Origin of the sequence: Haemophilus influenzae, from assembly GCF_001457655.1 — a bacterium.
Lineage (GTDB): Bacteria > Pseudomonadota > Gammaproteobacteria > Enterobacterales > Pasteurellaceae > Haemophilus > Haemophilus influenzae.
Map to the genome: position 1 here is coordinate 1,121,710 of NZ_LN831035.1, position 21,571 is coordinate 1,143,280.

At 38.5% G+C, this 21,571-nt stretch carries 19 protein-coding genes; 12 read left to right on the plus strand and 7 right to left on the minus strand.

Annotation, left to right across the window (positions count from 1 at the left end):
- Positions 1-4 precede the first annotated feature (4 nt).
- Genes lepB through era form a run of 3 tightly spaced genes read left to right on the plus strand, consistent with a single transcriptional unit; the run spans position 5 to position 2,644 of the window.
- On the plus strand, positions 5-1,054 hold the full coding sequence (gene lepB, locus AT683_RS05660; protein WP_038440978.1) for a signal peptidase I: 1,050 nt from the start codon (positions 5-7) through the stop codon (positions 1,052-1,054).
- Between the two features lies 1 nt (position 1,055).
- Positions 1,056-1,739: a ribonuclease III gene (gene rnc, locus AT683_RS05665; protein ID WP_005652648.1), complete on the plus strand. Its 684-nt coding sequence runs from the start codon at positions 1,056-1,058 to the stop codon at positions 1,737-1,739.
- Positions 1,736-2,644, plus strand: a complete 909-nt coding sequence (gene era / locus AT683_RS05670) for a GTPase Era (protein WP_014550631.1) — start codon at positions 1,736-1,738, stop codon at positions 2,642-2,644. Before rnc ends, era begins: the two co-directional genes overlap by 4 nt.
- Before the next feature lie 67 nt (positions 2,645-2,711).
- Here the strand turns inward: era and rsmC are convergent, their stop codons facing one another.
- On the minus strand, positions 2,712-3,704 hold the full coding sequence (gene rsmC / locus AT683_RS05675) for a 16S rRNA (guanine(1207)-N(2))-methyltransferase RsmC (RefSeq protein ID WP_011271782.1): 993 nt from the start codon (positions 3,702-3,704) through the stop codon (positions 2,712-2,714).
- A gap of 105 nt (positions 3,705-3,809) precedes the next feature.
- On the opposite strand from rsmC, the gene holD reads away from it, so the two are divergent.
- Together holD and rimI are read left to right on the plus strand one after the other, a co-directional pair.
- Positions 3,810-4,214 carry a DNA polymerase III subunit psi gene (gene holD, locus AT683_RS05680; RefSeq protein ID WP_011271781.1) on the plus strand — a complete coding sequence of 135 codons (405 nt, stop codon included), beginning with the start codon at positions 3,810-3,812 and terminating at the stop codon, positions 4,212-4,214.
- A 2-nt stretch (positions 4,215-4,216) separates the two neighbouring features.
- Positions 4,217-4,657, plus strand: a complete 441-nt coding sequence (gene rimI, locus AT683_RS05685; protein ID WP_011271780.1) for a ribosomal protein S18-alanine N-acetyltransferase — start codon at positions 4,217-4,219, stop codon at positions 4,655-4,657.
- Positions 4,658-4,700: 43 nt separating this feature from the next.
- On the opposite strand, the gene fdhE is transcribed toward rimI, so the two are convergent.
- From fdhE to fdnG, 4 genes are all read right to left on the minus strand, one after another.
- Positions 4,701-5,609 (minus strand): formate dehydrogenase accessory protein FdhE, encoded by a 909-nt coding sequence (gene fdhE, locus AT683_RS05690; protein ID WP_011271779.1) that lies wholly within the window; start codon positions 5,607-5,609, stop codon positions 4,701-4,703.
- A gap of 69 nt (positions 5,610-5,678) precedes the next feature.
- Positions 5,679-6,395, minus strand: coding sequence for a formate dehydrogenase subunit gamma (locus AT683_RS05695; protein WP_005657853.1), 717 nt, complete (start codon positions 6,393-6,395; stop codon positions 5,679-5,681).
- The gene (gene fdxH, locus AT683_RS05700; RefSeq protein WP_011271778.1) at positions 6,388-7,326 is read right to left on the minus strand and encodes a formate dehydrogenase subunit beta; all 939 of its coding nucleotides are present in this window, start codon (positions 7,324-7,326) and stop codon (positions 6,388-6,390) included. Before fdxH ends, AT683_RS05695 begins: the two co-directional genes overlap by 8 nt.
- 1 nt (position 7,327) lies before the next feature.
- Positions 7,328-10,414 (minus strand): formate dehydrogenase-N subunit alpha, encoded by a 3,087-nt coding sequence (gene fdnG / locus AT683_RS05705; RefSeq protein WP_154590033.1) that lies wholly within the window; start codon positions 10,412-10,414, stop codon positions 7,328-7,330.
- Between the two features lie 270 nt (positions 10,415-10,684).
- Here fdnG and fdhD point away from each other — a divergent pair, with 270 nt between their 5' ends.
- The 3 genes from fdhD (at position 10,685) to AT683_RS05725 (ending at position 13,027) form a co-directional block, all read left to right on the plus strand.
- Positions 10,685-11,497 carry a formate dehydrogenase accessory sulfurtransferase FdhD gene (gene fdhD / locus AT683_RS05715; protein WP_011271776.1) on the plus strand — a complete coding sequence of 271 codons (813 nt, stop codon included), beginning with the start codon at positions 10,685-10,687 and terminating at the stop codon, positions 11,495-11,497.
- A gap of 261 nt (positions 11,498-11,758) precedes the next feature.
- Positions 11,759-12,223, plus strand: coding sequence for an rRNA maturation RNase YbeY (gene ybeY, locus AT683_RS05720; RefSeq protein ID WP_011271775.1), 465 nt, complete (start codon positions 11,759-11,761; stop codon positions 12,221-12,223).
- Between the two features lie 18 nt (positions 12,224-12,241).
- Positions 12,242-13,027, plus strand: a complete 786-nt coding sequence (locus AT683_RS05725; protein ID WP_038440983.1) for a Cof-type HAD-IIB family hydrolase — start codon at positions 12,242-12,244, stop codon at positions 13,025-13,027.
- Between the two features lie 36 nt (positions 13,028-13,063).
- Here the strand turns inward: AT683_RS05725 and AT683_RS05730 are convergent, their stop codons facing one another.
- The gene (locus AT683_RS05730) at positions 13,064-14,863 is read right to left on the minus strand and encodes an AMP-dependent synthetase/ligase (protein ID WP_038440984.1); all 1,800 of its coding nucleotides are present in this window, start codon (positions 14,861-14,863) and stop codon (positions 13,064-13,066) included.
- Positions 14,864-15,056: 193 nt separating this feature from the next.
- Positions 15,057-16,076, minus strand: coding sequence for a type I glyceraldehyde-3-phosphate dehydrogenase (gap, locus tag AT683_RS05735; protein WP_005649897.1), 1,020 nt, complete (start codon positions 16,074-16,076; stop codon positions 15,057-15,059).
- Between the two features lie 250 nt (positions 16,077-16,326).
- Between gap and gmk the strand changes: the two genes are divergently transcribed.
- The 4 genes from gmk (at position 16,327) to recG (ending at position 21,547) form a co-directional block, all read left to right on the plus strand.
- The gene (gene gmk / locus AT683_RS05740; RefSeq protein ID WP_005649899.1) at positions 16,327-16,953 is read left to right on the plus strand and encodes a guanylate kinase; all 627 of its coding nucleotides are present in this window, start codon (positions 16,327-16,329) and stop codon (positions 16,951-16,953) included.
- A 62-nt stretch (positions 16,954-17,015) separates the two neighbouring features.
- Complete coding sequence (gene rpoZ / locus AT683_RS05745; RefSeq protein ID WP_005693900.1) at positions 17,016-17,282, plus strand: DNA-directed RNA polymerase subunit omega; 267 nt, start codon at positions 17,016-17,018, stop codon at positions 17,280-17,282.
- A 72-nt stretch (positions 17,283-17,354) separates the two neighbouring features.
- On the plus strand, positions 17,355-19,469 hold the full coding sequence (gene spoT / locus AT683_RS05750; protein ID WP_011272775.1) for a bifunctional GTP diphosphokinase/guanosine-3',5'-bis pyrophosphate 3'-pyrophosphohydrolase: 2,115 nt from the start codon (positions 17,355-17,357) through the stop codon (positions 19,467-19,469).
- The gene (recG, locus tag AT683_RS05755) at positions 19,466-21,547 is read left to right on the plus strand and encodes an ATP-dependent DNA helicase RecG (RefSeq protein WP_011272774.1); all 2,082 of its coding nucleotides are present in this window, start codon (positions 19,466-19,468) and stop codon (positions 21,545-21,547) included. Before spoT ends, recG begins: the two co-directional genes overlap by 4 nt.
- Positions 21,548-21,571 lie beyond the last annotated feature (24 nt).

The window sequence follows — 21,571 nt, forward strand, 5'->3', positions numbered from 1 at the left end:
AATTATGTCAAATTTATTTTTTGTGATTTTATTGGCTGTCGGCTTTGGTGTGTGGAAAGTTTTAGATTATTTTCAGTTGCCAAATACTTTTAGTATTTTGTTACTAATTTTGACCGCACTTTCTGGCGTATTATGGTGTTATCATCGTTTTGTGGTGCTGCCAAAACGTCATCGTCAAGTGGCACGTGCAGAACAACGTTCTGGTAAAACCTTAAGTGAGGAAGAAAAAGCCAAAATTGAACCGATTTCTGAGGCTTCAGAATTTTTGTCTTCACTTTTTCCTGTGCTTGCAGTGGTATTTTTGGTTCGTTCTTTTTTGTTTGAACCGTTTCAAATTCCCTCTGGCTCAATGGAATCCACTTTACGTGTTGGCGATTTTTTAGTTGTGAATAAATATGCTTATGGTGTGAAAGATCCGATTTTCCAAAACACCATTATTGAGGGCGAAAAACCACAACGTGGCGATGTGATTGTGTTTAAAGCACCACAACAAGCGTTAATTCGTACTGGTCTTGGTGCAACACGAGCAGCCTTTGCAGAAAATTTAGCGTTAAGTTCAAAAGATAATATGTCTGGTGTGGATTATATTAAACGTATTATTGGAAAGGGCGGAGATCGCATCATTTTTGATGCGGAACAAAAAACGCTAAAAGTGGTATATGGTAAAGAAGGTAAACCTTGTGAAATTGATTGCGAAACTAAGGCGTTTGAATATACACAAAATCCAACAAATCCTGCTTTTCCAAATGAATTAGAATTGACTGAAAAAGGCGATGTAACACATAACGTGTTAATTAGTGAGTATCGTCGTTATTCAGACCTTGAATTTTTCCCACAAGAGGGAATGCAAACTGCAGAATGGCTTGTGCCAGAGGGGCAGTATTTTGTGATGGGGGATCATCGCGATCACAGCGATGACAGTCGTTTCTGGGGCTTTGTACCTGAAAAAAATATTGTGGGTAAAGCCACTTATATTTGGATGAGCTTAGAAAAAGAAGCGAATGAATGGCCAACAGGTTTCCGTTTTGAGCGTTTCTTTACAGCAATAAAATAAGATGAATCATTTAGATCGACTTGAGCGTAAAATCGGCTATCGTTTTAATGATATTGCGCTCTTAAAGCAGGCACTTACGCATCGAAGTGCGGCAACTCAACATAATGAACGCCTAGAATTCCTAGGCGATTCCATTCTTAATTTCACTATCGCTGAAGCACTTTATCATCAGTTTCCACGTTGTAATGAAGGAGAACTGAGCCGTATGCGTGCTACTTTGGTACGCGAACCCACTTTAGCGATTTTAGCGCGCCAATTTGAATTAGGCGATTATATGTCGCTTGGTTCTGGCGAGCTAAAGAACGGTGGTTTTCGCCGTGAATCTATTCTTGCCGATTGTGTAGAAGCGATTATTGGCGCAATGTCTTTGGATCAAGGATTGGCTGTGACGACCCAAGTGATACGAAATTGGTATCAACAGTTATTGGCAGAAATTAAACCAGGCGATAATCAAAAAGATGCGAAAACGCGTTTACAAGAATATTTACAAGGCAAACATTTGCCATTGCCAACTTATGAAGTGGTAAATATTCAAGGGGAAGCCCATTGCCAAATTTTCACTGTTGAATGCAAAGTGAAAAGTGCGGAGAAAATTGACCGCACTTTTGTGGCAAAAGGATCTAGCCGTCGTAAAGCTGAACAAGCGGCAGCAGAACAAATTTTAAAAGAACTGGACATCAAATGACCGAACAATTCGACAAAACCTATTGCGGCTTTATTGCTATCGTAGGTCGCCCAAATGTGGGTAAATCAACGCTCTTAAATAAAATTTTAGGACAAAAAATTTCAATTACATCACGTAAAGCACAAACCACCCGTCACCGCATTGTTGGGATTAAAACTGAAGGTGCGTATCAAGAAATCTATGTGGATACTCCAGGACTTCATATTGAAGAGAAGCGTGCGATTAACCGTTTAATGAACCGTGCAGCAAGTAGTGCTATCGGCGATGTTGATTTAATTATTTTTGTCGTAGATGGTACACATTGGAATGCAGATGATGAGATGGTGCTAAACAAACTACGTAATGCAAAAGCACCCGTTGTGCTTGCTATCAACAAAGTAGATAACATCAAAAATAAAGATGATTTGTTACCGTTTATTACAGATCTTAGCGGTAAATTTAACTTTGCTCACATTGTGCCAATTTCTGCACAGCGTGGTAATAATATTCATGAATTAGAGAAAATTGTACGCCAATCTTTACGCGAAGGTGTGCATCATTTTCCAGAAGATTATGTCACAGACCGTTCGCAACGTTTTATGGCATCGGAAATAATCCGTGAAAAATTAATGCGTTTTACCGGTGAAGAATTGCCTTACTCTGTTACTGTTGAAATTGAACAATTTAAAGTGAATGAACGTGGCACTTATGAAATCAATGGCTTAATTCTCGTTGAACGTGAAGGTCAGAAAAAAATGGTAATTGGTGCGGGCGGTCAAAAAATTAAAACTATTGGTATGGAAGCGCGTGCTGATATGGAACGTTTATTTGATAACAAAGTTCACCTCGAACTTTGGGTGAAAGTGAAGTCAGGTTGGGCAGATGATGAACGTGCATTGCGTAGTTTAGGATATATGGATGAATAAAGTGCGGTGAAATCCATAAGTAATAAATAGAAAAATCCCCATTATTGCGATGGGGATTTTTTTGTTTCTAATTTTTCACTGAATACACTTTAAATTTTCCTGTTTGAGCAAGAATTTCGTAATCACCGAAATGTTGTCTAAGTAATTCGGGATAAGGCAAAAATGCATTGGCGACAATGCGTAATTCTCCACCTTGATTGAGGTGCCATTTTGCTTGAGTGATGAGTTCTGTCACTGCTCGGTAGGCAGTATCAATACCATCATGGAATGGTGGATTTGAAATGATCAAATCAAATTTTCCTTCTATATCAGAAAAGACATCACTGGCGTAAACCTCGCCTTGTAATTGATTTTCAGAAAGTGTTTTATGCGCTGATTCTAACGCCATCGCATGAATATCAGTCATGGTAATTTGTGCGTTAGTAGAGCTTTTTTTTATCACAGAGCCAATTACTCCCGCCCCACAGCCAAGATCGAGTACTTTTCCTTTTATTTTATTATCAATGGTTGAAAGTAACAGTTCTGTGCCCGTATCTAATTCCGCTGCACTAAATACACCAGGTAAACTATATATAGTTAAGTCTTGTATCGTAGGATGTTGGTAGGTTTTCCAGAAATTTTTAAGTTCAAAGTGCGGTTTATTTTGGAGTGAAAAATGATATAAACCGCAACGACGAGCAGAGTCAATTTTTGCTATTTCTCCATAGGGTGCTAATGTTTTTTCTACTGAACGCACGCCACAACGGTTTTCACCAATAATTAATATTTCTTGACCAATAGATGCTTGAGCTAATAGTTGAATCAGTTGGAAATTGACTTCTTGTTTGTTTTTAGTCCAATAATAAACGATTAAATCGGCTTGACCTTGAAATTCAACGGAAAAATTGACCGCACTTTGTGTTCTTGCATAGTCAAAATAGCAACTCCAAATTTGGATTGATGAGCATTTAGAGGCTAATGTTTGAGGAAAATTATCAGAAATACCGCCAGCAAATAATACCGATTTACCATCAAAAAATGAAAGATGGCGTTCTAAAACTTGGCTTTCTAGAGAAATCACGCTTTGAATCCTGTGGGTTATTGGTTAAAATTACGCACCATTTTAGCAAAGATTAATAAAAGAAATTAACACTATTTTTCAAGCAACGTTTTTAAAAATTCACTTATGAACAGACGCGATCTTCTTTTACAAGAAATGGGCATTTCCCAGTGGGAATTATATCGCCCCGAGGTACTGCAAGGTTCAGTAGGAATTAGTGTGGCAGAGAATATTCGCTTTATCACTGTTTCCAATGAAAATATCAGTAGCTCGCCTTTGTTGGCTGATGTGCTGTTAAGCCTTAATCTTAAAAAAGAAAATTGTTTATGTTTGAATTACGATCAAATCCAGCATATGGAATGTAAGCAGCCTATTCGTTACTGGTTACTATCAGAAAATAACGACCAAATTGACCGCACTTTGCCATTTTGCAAGCAGGCTGAGCAGGTTTATCGCTCGCCAAGTTGGCAGCAATTTCAATCTAATCATCAAGCCAAACGAGCGTTGTGGCAACAAATTCAGCAGCCTTAATTATGTCTATTATTTCTCAAATTGAAGCCTGTGATTTCGAGCGATTGTATGAAATCGAACAGCAAGCACATCTGGTGCCTTGGTCATTTGGTACGTTAAAAAATAATCAAGGTGAGCGTTATCTCAATTTAAAATTAATAGAGAATAATCAGATTATCGGTTTTGCTATTTGCCAAACCGTATTAGATGAAGCGACTTTGTTTAATATTGCTATTGTACCCTCTCATCAAGGTAATGGATTGGGGAAATTATTGTTGAATGAGTTAATCGCTCGATTGAAAGAAAAAGGTGTACAGACCTTATGGCTAGAAGTTAGAGAGTCTAACCCTGCTCGTTTCTTGTATGAAAAAATTGGTTTTAATGAAGTCGATATTCGAAAAAATTATTATCCAAAGCCCAGCGGTGGACGAGAAAATGCCGTAGTAATGGCCTGTTATTTATAGATACAAATGATATAGCCTAGGATGTTTATCCTAGGCTATATTTTTATGCGTCTTCTGCTGGAAAAATAAATGGATTTAATCCGCTGCGTGCGAAACCTTTTTCTTCCATTTCAATGTCTAAGAAAATAGAAGCCAAATCATCGGCTACAGGTTCTACGTAAGGATCTTTTTCTTGGAACATCATTTTCAAGTAACTTTCACAGCTACCACAGGTTTCGGCACGAACAAGCGCAAGTTCTTCATTTAATGACCACATTTCAAGTTTGTCATGACTATTACAATTGGTGCATTGTGCGCGTACCAAATTCCATTCACTTTCACATAAATTACAATGTAAGTAGCGTAAACCTTGTGATGTACCAATCTGTACAATACTTGCAACAGGTAAAGAACCACAAACAGGGCAGTGATGTAAATTTTCAGCGTTTTCAACTTGGCTATTATGGGGAATTTGTTGAGCTGCTTGTAACCAATAAAGAGAAAGTGCAGCCCAAATAAAGACGGCTTTATCACTGCTGACTAAATTAAATTCTTGTGCTAAGAGCTTATTTGCCATTTCCTCTAATTCAGCAGAAGAGGCTTTTTCAAGAAATTCAATTGTTGCAGCAATTTGCTCGTTAGCTTTGGGCTTTATTTCATCAAGAATTTCAGTTAAGTATTCACGCCAGATACTGTCTCTCTTAAAGGTTTTGGCATTTAGTGGCTCGATAGCATTTAACTGTTCAAGCTGTTGTGGCGGTAAAGGATTTTTTTCTAACGTGGAAAGTTGGCTTTCAACTATGTCTGCAGCAAATAATAAATAATCAGATAGAGGATGATTTTGTGCTAAGTCTCTTAAACGTTTCGCTCTGCGTTGGTAAAGATTTTTAGGATTGGCAAATAAAACCGCTGGGGCTTGATATGAATTTGCTACTTGTTTAATTTCTGATTCAGATAAGATTTTGATACTCATATTCTCTCACTTTTATAATAAAAAGTGCGGTCAATTTTAACCGCACTTTTTCTTTTTCAGGATTTCAGCTTATTTGCCAAATCCTTTAAATAAGACTTTGGTTTTACCTACTTTGCCAGATTGCTCGTTGAGTAAATCTTCCTCAAGTTTTGATAAAACTTCTTCACGATACCATCTTGGGTGGTGTTTTTTCGCCCAACGAACGGTTACCCAACCTTCAACAATACCACGAATTGATCCTTTAACCCAAAATGCCATATATATATGCACTAAGATACCAGTGAATAACATAAAAGCACTTGCAGAGTGGAGTAAAATAGCAATTCGCAATACTGGGATTGAGAAGTAATGTGAAAAATATTGACGCCACATAATGATGCCAGTGACTAATAACGTTACCATTGCCAAGTTTAATGTCCAAAAGAGCATTTTTTGACCAAGGTTATATTTGCCATTATCAGCAACCGCGTGTTCATTCCCTTTAAGAACTTCAATAACACCTTTTGCCCAGCGAATATCGTTTTTTTCTGGAATATTGTGATCCCAGTACAATAACGCTAAGTAGATGAAAGCGAAGAACATTAAAATCCCTGTAAATGGATGAATGGCGCGTGCAATTTGTGGTGTACCCAAAATTTCTGTGAGCCAAGCAAAGTCAGGGAAGAAAAATGCAACACCAGTGAACATCGTCATAAAAAAGCAAATAACCAACATCCAGTGACTGATACGTGCTGGGGTTCTATGGCGGATAACGCGAGTATCGTTGCTAATTTCAATTTTACTCATTATTTTCCCCCTTGGATGGTTTATTTTCTTCAAATTCGTGATGATGATCTTCCACATCTTCTTCTACATTTGGGCCAACGGTTAAGTAGTGCGCAACTTCTGCTAGAGCTAGACCACCCATTGCAACTGCAGCGACTGGTTTCAATACATCTTTCCATAAGGTCACACTCAAATCAATTTGAGGATCTTTTGGAAGACCATTGTAAAGCTCAGGTTTATCTGCGTGATGCAACACATACATTACGTGTGTACCGCCTACACCTGGAGGATCGTAAAGTCCTGCGTTTTCATAACCACGGGATTTTAAATCTGCCACGCGTTGTTCTGCGTAAATTTTCATTTCTTCTTTAGAGCCGAAACGAATAGCACCTGTTGGACAGGTTTTCACGCAAGCTGGCTCTTGTCCCACAGAAACACGATCCACACAAAGAGTACATTTGTATACACGATTGTCTTCAGGATTCATTCGTGGAATATTGAATGGACAGCCTGCAATACAATAACCACAACCAATACATTTATCGGATTGGAAATCTACAATACCGTTAGCATATTGAATGATTGCACCGGGTGCAGGACAAGCCTTTAAACAACCAGGTTCTGTGCAGTGCATACAGCCATCTTTACGAATCAGCCATTCTAAACGATCGTTTTCTTCAACTTCGTTAAAACGCATCACCGTCCATGCTTTTGCATCAAGATCAACTGGATTGTCATAAACCCCAACACATTGTGCATTGATATCAGAGCGAATATCATTCCACTCTGAACAACCCACTTGACAGGCTTTACATCCTATACAAGTTGAAACATCAATTAATTTTGCGACTTCAACTTTATGATCTCTCGCTTGTGGTGCTGGTGTTAAACCAGATGTTGCGGAGATTTTAATAACGTCTTGCGTTTGAACGCCTTGAGCAGTTCCAGCCATATTATGCCTCCCCAACTTTTTCAATATTTACCAAGAATGTTTTGTATTCTGGTGTTTGCGTGATTGCCTCACCCCAAGATGGTGTTAAGGTATTCGTAGAGAATCCACGGTTACCTTTGCCATTTAATGCCTTCATATTCCAGTGAATTGGAAGACCTATATGGTGTACGACACGTCCATCAATTTCGAGATCTTTAAGACGTTTTGTAACCACGGCGACCGCTTTAATATAGCCACGACGAGAAGTAATTTTTACCATATCGCCTTTTTGGATGCCTTTTTCTGCCGCTAATTTTTCGCCAATTTCCACAAATTGTTGTGGTTGTGCGATGATATTTAATGCAGATTGTGCAGTCCAGCTGTGGAAATGCTCGGTTAAACGATAAGTTGTTGCTACAAATGGATACTCTTTATTTGAACCAATAAATTCACGATCTTCTTTATAGATACGTAAAGTTGGATCGGTCACTACATTTGGATGAAGTGGGTTTGTATCAATTGGGCTTTCAACTGGTTCATAGTGTTCTGGCATTGGGCCATTTGCAATTTTATCAACGGCAAATAAACGTCCTACGCCTTCTGCGGACATAATGAACGGCCCAGTATCAGAACCTGGTGGTTGCGTGCCGTAGTCAGCAATATCAAACCAGTTCCAGTTTTTACCGTTCCATTTGATTAATTGGCGGTTTTTATCCCAAGGATTACCATTGATATCTAATGATGCACGGCTATAAAGTACGCGGCGGTTTGCAGGCCATGCAAAGCCCCAGCCAATAGTACAACCTAAACCCGATGGATCTGAATTATCGCGATTAGCAGTTTGGTTGCCTTTTTCAGTCCATTGACCAACATATAACCAGTTACCTGATGTTGTTGTACCATCATCACGTAAATGTGCAAATCCATTGAGTAATTGACCTTTCTTGTACATCAAGTTACCGTTTGGATCATAAAGATCTTCAAGTGCGTAACCGTTTAATTCTTTGGCTAATTCAAGCGCACTTGGTGAGTGTGGTTGAGCATAATTCCAAGTCATTGCTTCAAAAGATTCAATGCCTTGACCACCCTCTTTTTTATAAAGTTCGTGCATTTCTTCGCGTAGCATAGAAAGAATATCAACATCAGGTAAGGCTTCTCCCGGTTGATCGCAACCTTTCCAGTGCCATTGAGCCCAGCGACCAGAATTAACGATTGATCCTTCTTCTTCTGCGAAACAAGTAGTTGGTAAACGGAAAACTTCTGTTTGAATTTCCGCAGGATTTACATCATTTGACTCACCAAAATTTCTCCAAAATTCTGATGATTCAGTTTGTAATGGATCCATAACGACTAAGTATTTCAGTTTACTCATACCAGATAACGTTTTATTTTTATTTGGTAGTGCATTTAATACGTTAAAACCTTGTAAAATCCAACCGTGTAATTTGCCTTCATTCATCAATTTAACGTGAGTAATCGGATCATATAAGCGATCTGCTTTTGGTAAGAAATCGAATCCCCAGCCATTTTCCTTAGTGGCATTATCTCCGTAGAAAGTTTTCATCATACTAACAAAGAATTTTGAAGTATGACGATAATAGTTCACTTGGTTTGGAACGATATCTTTTGGTGTAATTGCGTTAATGTATTGATCGTAAGAGGTATCTCTATCGTTTGGCAAACGCATATAACCTGGTAAAGACATTGGCAATAAGCCCATATCTGTCGTACCTTGCACATTGGAGTGTCCACGTAATGCGTTAATACCGCCACCTGGCATCCCCATATTACCTAAAAGTAACTGGATTATCGCCATTGAGCGAATATTTTGTGTACCGATTGAATGCTCTGTAAAACCTAATGCATATAGATGCGTCATCGTTTTATTTGGCACAGAGGTTTTACCAATTTCTTCACAGATTTGTAAGAAGAGTTTTTGTTTTACGCCTGTAATACGTTCAACCATTTCTGGGGTATAACGAGAAACGTGCTCTTTTAAGATGTTAATGACACAACGAGGATGTTGTAATGTCATATCACGTTTAGCGTGACCATTTTCATCAAATTGGTAGTTCCATTTAGATTTATCGTAGTTACGTTTTTCTTCGTTATACCCTACAAATAAACCATCTTCAAATTTGAAACCTTCATCAATTAAGAATGATGCGTTGGTATAGTGTTTAACATATTCGTGTTGAATTTGGTTTGTTTCCAATAGGTAACGGATCACGCCCATTAAGAACGTAATATCAGAACCAGAACGAATTGGCGCATGAAGATCAGCAACGGATGCTGTACGGTTAAAACGCGGATCAATAACGATGATTTTCGCACCGTTTTTCTTCGCTTCAATTGCCCAACGGAAGCCAACAGGATGGGCTTCTGCAGGGTTACCGCCTTGAACGATGATTAAGTTGGCATTTTTAATATCAACCCAGTTATTTGTCATGGCACCGCGACCAAATGATGGAGCAAGACTTGCTACCGTTGGTCCGTGTCAAGTATTCGCTTGGTTACATACTGGCACCATACCGAGCATTCTAATCCACTTTTGTGTTAATAACGCAGCTTCATTGCTCATTGCTGATGCAGTCATAATTCCTGTCGTTGCCCAACGATTAACCGTTTTTCCATTTGAATCTTTTTCAACAAAGTTGGCATCTCGGTCATCTTTCATTAAACGAGCAATACGTTTAATGGCATCTTTCCAAGAAATTCGTTCCCATTTATCAGAACCTGGCGCACGATATTGAGGATATAAAGAACGGCTTTCACTATTGACATAATCGAGTGAGCCAGCACCTTTCGGGCAAAGCGCACCACGACTGACTGGATGATCTGGATCACCCTCAATATGAAAGAGTTTTGAACGAGTATTTGTGCCAGTATGGCTGCTTAATGAATTGTAAGGTTTGCCTGTGCTATATAACAACATACCGCAACTTACAGCGCAATATGTACAGGTGTTACGGGATTCAAACGCGCGTAATAATTTATATTCGCGTGGCGCAGCTAATACGTTTGCTGGAGCAAAGCCCAACATTGCAGCTGACGTTCCCGCCATACCTCCTGCACAGATCTTGAAGAATTTTCTTCTTGAGACCTGCATAATCACTCCTTTCAACAACAAGTTGTTGAGATATTATAGATAGTAATAAAATTCGTTTAGTAGCTAGATTATGTTGATTTCGTTAAAATAACACTCTCTAGTATATAAATCATCGTAAAAACGTTGATTTATTGGATGGCTAGAGTAACGATTTTTTAACGATAAATCCATAATCAAATGACATTAGCTTCAACAAATATTGTGATCTAGATCATAAATATAAAAATAATTTAACAGACTTTTTACATTTAACTAATGGACTGGTAATAAATGCAGTGCTGGATTCGACAAACTATCAACTTTTTTAGAAAGACAAAAAATACAGAAAAATTGACCGCACTTTTGCAACAAAAAGAGGACATACTGGCTGTTGAGATGCCAGTTTCTTTAGTATATAACGGGATTTCTCACGCAGTTATGATGTGTTCCCCAAACAATTTAGAGGATTTTGCTTTAGGCTTTTCTATAACAGAGGGAATTATTGATAAACCAGAAGATATTTATGGCATTGATGTTGTAGAAGTTTGCAATGGTATTGAAGTGCAAATTGAACTTTCCAGCCGTAAATTTATGGCATTAAAAGAGCATCGTCGTAATCTTACGGGGCGTACAGGCTGTGGTATTTGTGGTACAGAACAATTGAATCAAGTATATAAAACTTTTCCAAAATTAGACTGTACTTTTCAATTTGATTTAAATTTGCTAGATAGTTGTCTTATTGATCTTCAAAAAAATCAATTACTTGGATGTAAAACTGGTGCTACCCATGCTTGTGCATTTTTCGATTTATATGGAAATATGTTAGCTATTTACGAAGATGTAGGTCGCCACGTTGCGTTAGATAAATTGCTTGGTTGGCACGCAAAATCGGGTAAGCCTAGAGGTTTTATTTTAGCCTCCAGTCGAGCGAGTTATGAAATGGTGCAAAAAACAGTGGCTTGCGGGGTGGAAATGTTAGTCACGATTTCCGCCGCAACGGATTTAGCAGTAACAATGGCAGAGAAACATAATTTGACTTTAATTGGTTTTGCTAGGGAAGGAAAAGGAAATATTTATAGTGGGCATCAACGACTTCACAATTAACCCCAACTAAGAGCGAGAGATTTGAGGTTTTGTGTTGATTAAGGAAATAGCGTGATTTGTCTCTTTGTATGTTAAAAATAGAGTAAATTAGCGGTAAACATAAATTATGTAATCTAAATTTAGGGGATTGGTGGGTTTATTATTGTATAATTCCCCTCATTTTTATACATACAAAAGTGGTCATAAGCCCACCCGTTTGTTATATGTATTCAATAAGTGCAAAAGTGCGGTTAGAAATTGAAAAGAATTTAGGAGAATAGAATGGGAAGTGTATTGGTTGATTTGCAAATTGCCACAGAAAATATAGAGGGTTTGCCAACAGAAGAGCAGATTGTGCAGTGGGCAACAGGTGCTGTTCAACCAGAAGGGAATGAAGTCGAAATGACGGTGCGTATTGTGGATGAAGCCGAAAGCCATGAATTAAATTTAACTTATCGTGGAAAGGATCGCCCGACTAACGTGCTTTCATTTCCATTTGAATGCCCCGATGAGGTGGAGTTGCCATTGTTAGGGGATCTCGTTATTTGTCGTCAAGTCGTGGAGCGAGAAGCTGCAGAACAAGAGAAACCATTAATGGCGCATTGGGCGCATATGGTCGTGCATGGTTGTTTACATTTACTCGGTTATGATCATATTGAAGACGATGAAGCGGAAGAAATGGAAAGTTTAGAAACCCAAATTATGCAAGGATTAGGCTTTGATGATCCTTATTTAGCAGAGAAATAATCTTTATTCGGAGTAATGATGTATAAAGCAGTATTTAGTGATTTTGATGGCACCTTATTAACCTCTCAACATACCATTTCCCCTCGAACTGTTGCGGTAATTAAGCGTTTAACGGCGAATGGCATTCCTTTTGTGCCAATTTCGGCGCGTTCTCCTCTAGGTATTTTGCCTTATTGGAAACAGCTTGAAACGAATAATGTGCTTGTTGCATTTAGTGGCGCGCTTATTTTGAACCAAAATCTCGAACCAATTTATAGCGTACAAATCGATCCAAAAGATATTTTAGAGATTAATACCGTTTTGGCGGAACATCCTTTGCTTGGCGTGAATTATTATACAAATAATGATTGCCATGCTCGTGACGTAGAAAATAAATGGGTGATTTATGAATGCAGCGTGACCAAAATTGAGATTCATCCTTTTGATGAAGTAGCGACAAGTTCGCCACATAAAATTCAAATTATTGGGGAAGCAGAAGAAATCATTGAGATTGAAGTTCTTTTAAAGAAAAAATTTCCACATTTAAGTATTTGCCGTTCCCACGCTAATTTTTTAGAGGTAATGCACAAGAATGCAACCAAAGGAAGTGCGGTGCGTTTTTTGGAAGATTATTTTGGCGTACAAACCAATGAAGTGATTGCATTTGGCGATAATTTTAATGATTTGGATATGCTACAACACGCAGGACTTGGGGTGGCAATGGGAAATGCGCCAGATGAAATTAAACAAGCGGCAAATGTGATTACGGCAACCAATAATGAAGATGGACTTGCATTGATTTTAGAAGAAAAGTTTCCTGAATAATTAGAAAAGAAAGGCTCTCAATTGAGAGCCTTTTGGTTATGCTTCTTGTGAATGATACATTGCTTCAATTTGCTTGCGATAACGTTCCAAAATCACTTTTCTACGCAATTTTAATGTTGGTGTAATTTCGCCTAATTTAATGCTGAATGCTTGAGAGAGTAGCGTGAATTTCTTTACTTGCTCAAAGTGAGCCAATTCTTTTTGCACCGCATTAATACGTTGCTCAAACATTTTCAGAATGTCAGAATTTTTTAATAATTCTAAACGGTCATGATATTTAATATTGATCTGTTTAGCGTACTCTTCCAAACTATCAAAGCAAGGCACAATCAGTGCGGACACATATTTTTTCGCATCTGCGATGATTGCAATTTGTTCGATAAATTTATCTTTACCGATTTTGCTTTCGATATATTGTGGCGCGATATATTTACCGTTTGAGGTTTTCATTAATTCTTTGATACGATCGGTAATAAATAAATTTCCTTGTTCGTCAAACTCTCCCGCATCGCCAGTTTTTAAGAAACCATCTTTTGTGAAGGCTTGAGCCGTTTCTTCTGGCTTCTTGTAATAGCCTTTCATTACCATTTTGCCACGCACGAGGATTTCATTATTTTCCCCAATTTTAACTTCCGCTTTTGGCATGAGTGTGCCGATTGAATTTGGGTTAAATTGGAAATCATGCCAGCAAGAAACGGTTGCGGTTGTTTCTGTCATGCCATAGCCTAATTTGATGTTGATACCAATGGCGTGGAAAAATAACCCAATAGCCGGTTCTAATTTTGCTCCTCCGCAAGGCATCATTTTTATACGCCCACCCAATAATTGGCGAAGTTTTGAGAGTACTAATTTATCCGCTAAAGCAAATTGTTTCTTCAATAAGAACGGAATAGCTTTGTTATTCGCACGTAAATCAAAATGTTTTTGTCCTACAGAAATTGTCCAATGGAACATTATTTGGCGAAGTTTTGGTGCTTTTTGAACTTTATCCAGCACGGCTGCATAAATTTTTTCGTAAAAACGTGGGACGGCACACATTAAAGTTGGGCGAATTTCCGTTAAAGCTGACCGTACTTGATTGGTGTCTTCTAAATAGCAAAGTATTGCGCCTCTATGAAGAATATAAGCCGCCCATGCCCGTTCAAAAATATGAGAGAATGGTAAAAAAGAAAGTGAAATATCCTGATCTGTCACATTAAGTGAAAGATCGTGCGTTTCTAATTGATGCGCGAGATTAGCGTAATCTAACATGACACCTTTAGGCTCTCCCGTTGTGCCTGAGGTATAAATAATCGTAAATAAATCCGATAATTGTTTTTGGTTTAAGCGTTGAGTCAGTTCATCTTGTTGGGCGTTTGAACCTGTTTCAATAAAACTTTCCCAAGTGCAAGAAAGAGGATCTTGTTGTAATTGAATTGTAGATTTCATTGCCACAATTTTTTGTAATTTTGGACAATGATGAGCAATTTCCAATGCTTGATCGTATTGCTCTTGATCGCCGACGAAGAGAATTTTTACATCGGCGTGATTTAGGATAAATTCTGCTTGCTGGGCTGTATTGGTTGAGTAAATAGGCACTGTGATTGCTCGAATTTGTAAGGTTGCAATGTCAGCGATTGTCCAACGTTCCATATTATGGGCAAAAATGGCGATTTTATCTTGTACGTCAATATTGTGAGTAAGCAATGCTCGAGAAAGTTGATTGAGTTGCTCTTGAAAATTTTTCCAAGAAATGTCTCGCCACAAGCCGTGTTCTTTATAGCGAAGTGCGGTCATATTTGCACGAGTCTTGGCTTGTTGTTGAATACGATGAACAAAATGGAGATCGAGATTCATATTAACCCTATTTTTTGATTTCATTGAGCGAACAGTTGTGCGCTAATATAATCTTAAATAGGAATAAAAGCTAGAAGAATATTGATTGTTTTAAATTATTTTTAGTGATCCCTTGTTCATTTTTAGAGCGTAAACTAAATTCTAGATAATAAAAAACCGCTCTGAAGAGCGGTTAATTTTTTCAAAGTTTTAACTAGCCTTTGTAGTTGTAGATATGAGCTACTAAGTCTAATACTTTGTTTGAGTAACCCGTTTCGTTATCGTACCAAGATACCAATTTAACGAAAGAATCTGTTAATGCGATACCTGCTTCTGCATCAAATACAGAAGTTAAAGCACAACCGTTGAAGTCAGTAGAAACAACAGCATCTTCAGTGTAACCTAATACGCCTTTTAATTCGCCATTGAACGTTTTACCTTCCGCTGCATCTTTGATTGCTTGTTTGATTGCATCATAAGAAGCTGGTTTTTCAAGATTAACTGTTAAATCAACAACAGATACGTTTGGCGTTGGAACACGGAAAGCCATACCAGTTAATTTACCGTTTAATGCAGGTAATACTTTACCTACTGCTTTCGCTGCACCTGTTGAAGATGGAATGATGTTTTGTGATGCACCGCGGCCGCCGCGCCAGTCTTTAGCTGATGGACCATCCACAGTTTTTTGAGTTGCAGTCGTTGCGTGAACAGTGGTCATTAAACCATCTTTGATACCGAAAGTTTCATGAACAACACGTGCTAAAGGAGCTAAACAGTTTGTTGTACAAGATGCGTTAGAAACGATATCTTGACCTGCGTATGCGTTGAAGTTTACACCACGAACGAACATAGGGGTTGCATCTTTAGATGGGCCAGTTAATACAACTTTTTTTGCGCCTGCAGTGATATGTTTACGAGCAGTTTCATCAGTTAAGAATAAACCAGTCGCTTCAACAGCGATATCAACACCGATTGCACCCCAGTTTAAGTTTGCTGGATCACGTTCTGCAGTGACACGGATAGTTTTACCATTAACCACTAAGTTACCATCTTTCACTTCAACAGTGCCGTCGAAACGACCGTGAGTTGAATCATATTTCAACATATAAGCCATGTATTCAACGTCGATTAAGTCGTTAATACCTACAACTTCAATGTCATCACGATGTTGTGCTGCACGGAATACGATACGGCCGATACGACCAAAACCATTGATACCAATTTTAATTGCCATAAGATTTTCACCTTTTATTTAAGTTAAACAAATCTGTTTGCTTTGAGTAATACTGCTCACTCAGTAAGACAACGCACAGAGTATAGCACGAGCATTTTTATAAAACTATAAACCCTACTACTTTTTTGTGATCTATATCAAATCATCATTAGAATGAAAAAGTACCGTAAAAAATCACCGCACTTTTGATGATTTTTTATAGAGAAATCTGCATAATAGACTGAAGTTGTTAGAGAAGGTTAAATATTCTATGTCTCAAGGTAATCTTTATATTTTATCTGCACCAAGTGGCGCAGGAAAATCTTCATTAATTTCTGCGTTATTGGCATCAGATAGTTCAACTCAAAAAATGGTTTCTGTGTCACATACGACCCGTGCCCCACGCCCAGGTGAAGTTGAAGGCGTACACTATTATTTTGTATCAAAAGAAGAGTTTGAATCACTCATTGAACAAGATTTATTTCTAGAATATGCCAAAGTTTTTGGTGGCAATTATTATGGAACCTCTTTACCTGCGATTGAAGAAAATTTAGCAAAAGGCATTGATGTATTTTTAGATATTGATTGGCAGGGTGCCCAACAAATCCGTAAAAAAGTGCCTTCAGTAAAAAGCATTTTTATTTTACCGCCTTCATTGCCTGAATTAGAGCGTCGTTTAATTGGTCGTGGGCAAGATAGTGAAGAGGTTATTGCCGAACGAATGTCAAAAGCGATAAGTGAAATTTCGCATTATGACGAATATGATTATGTCATTGTGAATGATGATTTTGAGAAAACATTAAAAGATTTACAAAGTATTTTGCAATCGGAACGCTTAACTAAAGATTATCAACAAAAACAAAATGCAATGTTAATTCAACAGCTACTAGCAAAATAGGGCGAAATTGAGTATTATAACGCCCTTTCAATAGAGTAATTTTTGACAAATCGGAGTAAATTATGGCTCGTGTTACTGTGCAAGATGCAGTAGAAAAAATTGGTAACCGTTTTGATTTAATTTTAACGGCTGCACGTCGTGCAAGACAATTACAACTTAATCAAAGTGCACCATTAGTGCCAGAAGATAATGACAAACCAACAGTAATCGCATTACGTGAAATCGAAAAAGGTTTGATTAATCAAGATATTATGGATGCACAAGAATTCCAAAAAATGGCGAAAGTGCAAGAAACGGAAGAAGCAGCTGTTGCATTAATTACAGAATAATCTTTTAAAAGTGCGGTAAAAAATCACGATATTTTAACTGCACTTTCTCTTTCAACGATAAGTAGGTCTCCTTTGGAACTGTTTGCGGATTTAGATCGAATTATTCAAGGGTATTTGCCCGCAGATAAAATTGAACTCATCAAGCGTGCGTTTGTGATTGCAAGAGATGCGCACGAAGGACAATTTCGCTCCAGCGGCGAACCTTACATTACCCATCCTGTGGCGGTAGCCTCCATTATTGCTCAACTTCACTTAGATCACGAAGCGGTAATGGCTGCGCTTTTGCACGATGTTATTGAAGATACACCTTATACGGAAAACCAACTGAAAGAAGAGTTCGGTGCCAGTGTAGCTGAAATTGTGGACGGTGTATCAAAACTCGATAAGTTGAAATTTCGTACTCGCCAAGAAGCACAAGTCGAGAATTTTCGCAAAATGATTTTGGCGATGACGCGCGATATTCGTGTTGTGTTAATCAAGCTTGCTGACCGCACGCATAATATGCGCACGCTTGGTTCGTTACGACCAGATAAACGTCGCCGTATTGCGAAAGAAACGCTTGAAATCTATTGTCCGCTTGCTCATCGTTTAGGTATTGAGCATATCAAAAATGAATTAGAAGACTTATCTTTTCAAGCAATGCATCCACATCGTTATGAGGTGTTAAAAAAACTCGTTGATGTGGCACGGAGTAATCGACAAGATTTAATCGAACGTATTTCACAAGAGATTAAAGTGCGGTTAGAAAACGCAGGCATTTTTGCCCGAGTGTGGGGACGTGAAAAACATCTTTATAAGATCTATCAAAAAATGCGTATAAAGGATCAAGAATTCCACTCTATTATGGATATTTATGCGTTCCGTGTGATTGTGAAAAATGTTGATGATTGTTATCGCATTTTGGGGCAAATGCATAATCTTTATAAGCCACGTCCAGGCCGAGTTAAGGATTATATCGCCGTACCTAAAGCAAATGGCTATCAATCTTTGCAAACTTCAATGATTGGGCCGAAAGGAGTTCCCGTAGAAGTTCATATCCATACTGAGGATATGGAACAAGTCGCTGAAATGGGCATTACTGCACATTGGGTTTATAAAGAAAATGGTAAAAACGATAGTACAACCGCACAAATCCGCGTACAACGCTGGTTGCAAAGTTTGGTCGAAATTCAACAAAGTGTAGGTAATTCGTTTGAGTTTATTGAGAATGTAAAATCAGAGTTTTTCCCGAAAGAAATTTATGTTTTTACGCCAAAAGGTCGAATTGTTGAATTACCAATGGGCGCAACAGCAGTAGATTTCGCTTATGCTGTGCATTCAGATGTGGGGAATACTTGTGTTGGCGTGACTGTTGAGCATAAACCTTATCCACTTTCAAAAGCCCTTGAATCAGGGCAAACAGTCAATATTATTACTGATCCAAATGCGCATCCTGAAGTCGCATGGTTAAATTTTGTGGTAACGGCTCGTGCGAAAACACGGATTCGCCATTATCTCAAACAGCGTTGTGAAGAGGATGCGGTGAAATTAGGCGAAGTTGAGCTTAATGTAGCATTGCAGCCGCATAATTTAGGTGATTTTTCTATTCAACAAATTAGCACTGTATTAGATGCTTTAGCCCTTTCTTCTTTAGATGAATTATTACGAGAAATTGGTTTAGGTAATCAGTCAGCCTCCATGATTGCGCATCAATTTGTGGGCGTGCCGTTAGAATCTGCTAATACTAAGAATCTCGAATTTGAATCAAAAATACTCACTATTGCACCAATGCAAGTGGGTAAAACACAATTTGCGCAATGTTGCCATCCAATCCTAGGTGATCCTATTGTGGGATGTTGTACAGAAAAAAATACAGTTGTGGTACACCATCAACATTGTGCAAGTTTGAAAAATGCTTGTCGTCAATCGTTGGCTAAATGGGATAACGTTCAAAGTGCGGTGAATTTTGAGGCTGAATTACAAATAGAAATATTGAATGAGCAGAATGCCTTGCTTAGTTTAATGACCGCAATTTCAGCGAGCGAAAGCAGTCTCCAAAATATTTGGACGGAAGAATTAGAGAACAATTTATTGCTTGTGATTTTGCAGGTTTGTGTAAAAGATATCAAACACCTTGCCAATATCGTTCATCGTATTAAAGGCATCACTGGCGTCGTTAATGTCAAACGCAATATTAATGAGCTATGAGCCTTGAACTTCTCGATGCCGTGCCTTTGACCAGCCTTTCTGGTGTGGGGGCTGCCATTTCTAATAAACTGGCTAAAATCGGCATTCAGAATCTGCAAGATTTACTCTTTCATTTACCTATTCGCTATGAAGATCGTACGCGAATTACGCCAATCGCTAATCTTCGCCCTGAACAATATTTTACTATAGAGGGAATTGTACAAACCTGTGAAGTCGCTTTTGGCCGTCGCCCGATTTTATCGGTAAGTTTGTCAGACGGCACATCGAAAATTATGTTACGTTTTTTCAATTTTAATGCGGGAATGCGTAATAGTTTTCAAGCAGGTGTGCGAGTAAAGGCCTTTGGCGAAGTGAAACGTGGTCGCCATATGCCAGAAATTCATCATCCAGAATATCAAATTGTGCGAGATAATGCGCCCATAGTATTGGAAGAAACCCTAACGCCGATTTATTCCACAACGGAGGGGTTAAAACAAAATTCATTACGAAAATTAACGGATCAGGCTTTGACATTACTCGACAAGGTTCAGATTGCAGAAATTTTGCCTAATGAATTTAATCCACATCAATATAGCTTAAAAGAGGCATTGCGATTATTGCATCGTCCGCCGCCAGATATTTCATTAGAAATGTTAGAGCAAGGTAAGCATCCTGCACAACAACGATTAATTTTTGAAGAGCTTCTGGCACATAATTTAGCTATGCAAAAAGTGCGGTTAGGAACGCAACAATTTTCTGCCTTACCGCTACATTATCAAACAGATTTGAAACAGCGATTTTTAGCCACCTTGCCATTTCAACCAACTAATGCGCAAAAGCGAGTAGTGTCCGATATTGAACAAGATCTTATCAAAGATTATCCGATGATGCGCTTAGTGCAAGGGGATGTAGGCTCGGGAAAAACATTGGTTGCCGCATTGGCTGCTTTAACTGCAATTGATAATGGCAAACAAGTCGCCTTAATGGCGCCAACAGAAATTCTTGCAGAACAGCATGCGAATAATTTTAGACGGTGGTTTGAGCCTTTCGGTATTGAAGTTGGCTGGTTGGCAGGTAAAGTAAAAGGAAAATCAAGACAAGCAGAGCTTGAAAAAATCAAAACTGGTGCCGTGCAAATGGTGGTGGGGACGCATGCTTTATTCCAAGAAGAAGTCGAGTTTTCCGACTTAGCATTAGTGATTATTGATGAACAACATCGTTTTGGGGTGCATCAACGATTAATGTTGCGTGAAAAAGGCGAAAAAGCGGGATTTCATCCCCATCAGTTAATTATGACGGCCACACCGATTCCGAGAACGTTGGCAATGACCGTATATGCAGATTTGGATACATCAATTATTGATGAATTGCCTCCAGGTCGTACGCCGATAACAACCGTAGTGGTTTCTGAAGAACGTCGCGCTGAAATTGTGATGCGTGTAAAAAACGCTTGTGTTAATGAAAAACGTCAAGCCTATTGGGTGTGTACGTTAATTGATGAATCAGAGGTGTTAGAAGCTCAAGCAGCTGAAGCGATTTGGGAAGATTTAACGAAAGCGTTACCGATGTTAAATATTGGTTTAGTGCACGGGCGCATGAAACCCCAAGAAAAACAAGATGTCATGATGCGTTTTAAAAATGCAGAATTGGATTTATTGGTGGCGACGACAGTCATCGAAGTGGGGGTTGATGTTCCGAATGCAAGTTTGATGATTATCGAAAATGCAGAACGTTTAGGTTTATCGCAGCTTCATCAGTTACGAGGGCGCGTCGGTCGAGGCAGCACGGCTTCTTTTTGTGTACTAATGTATAAACCTCCGCTAGGTAAAGTTTCGCAAAAGCGTTTGCAAGTGCTAAGAGATAGCCAAGATGGGTTTGTTATTTCGGAAAAAGATTTAGAAATTCGTGGGCCAGGTGAAGTACTTGGAACGAAACAAACGGGAATTGCTGAATTGCGAATAGCAAATTTAATGCGAGATAGAAAAATGATACCAACGGTGCAACATTATGCGAAATCACTTATCCAAAAATACCCTGATGTGGCAGAAAGCCTAATCTGTCGCTGGCTCAATAATAAAGAAATTTACTCGAACGCTTAAAAGTGCGGTCAATTTTCAAAGAGT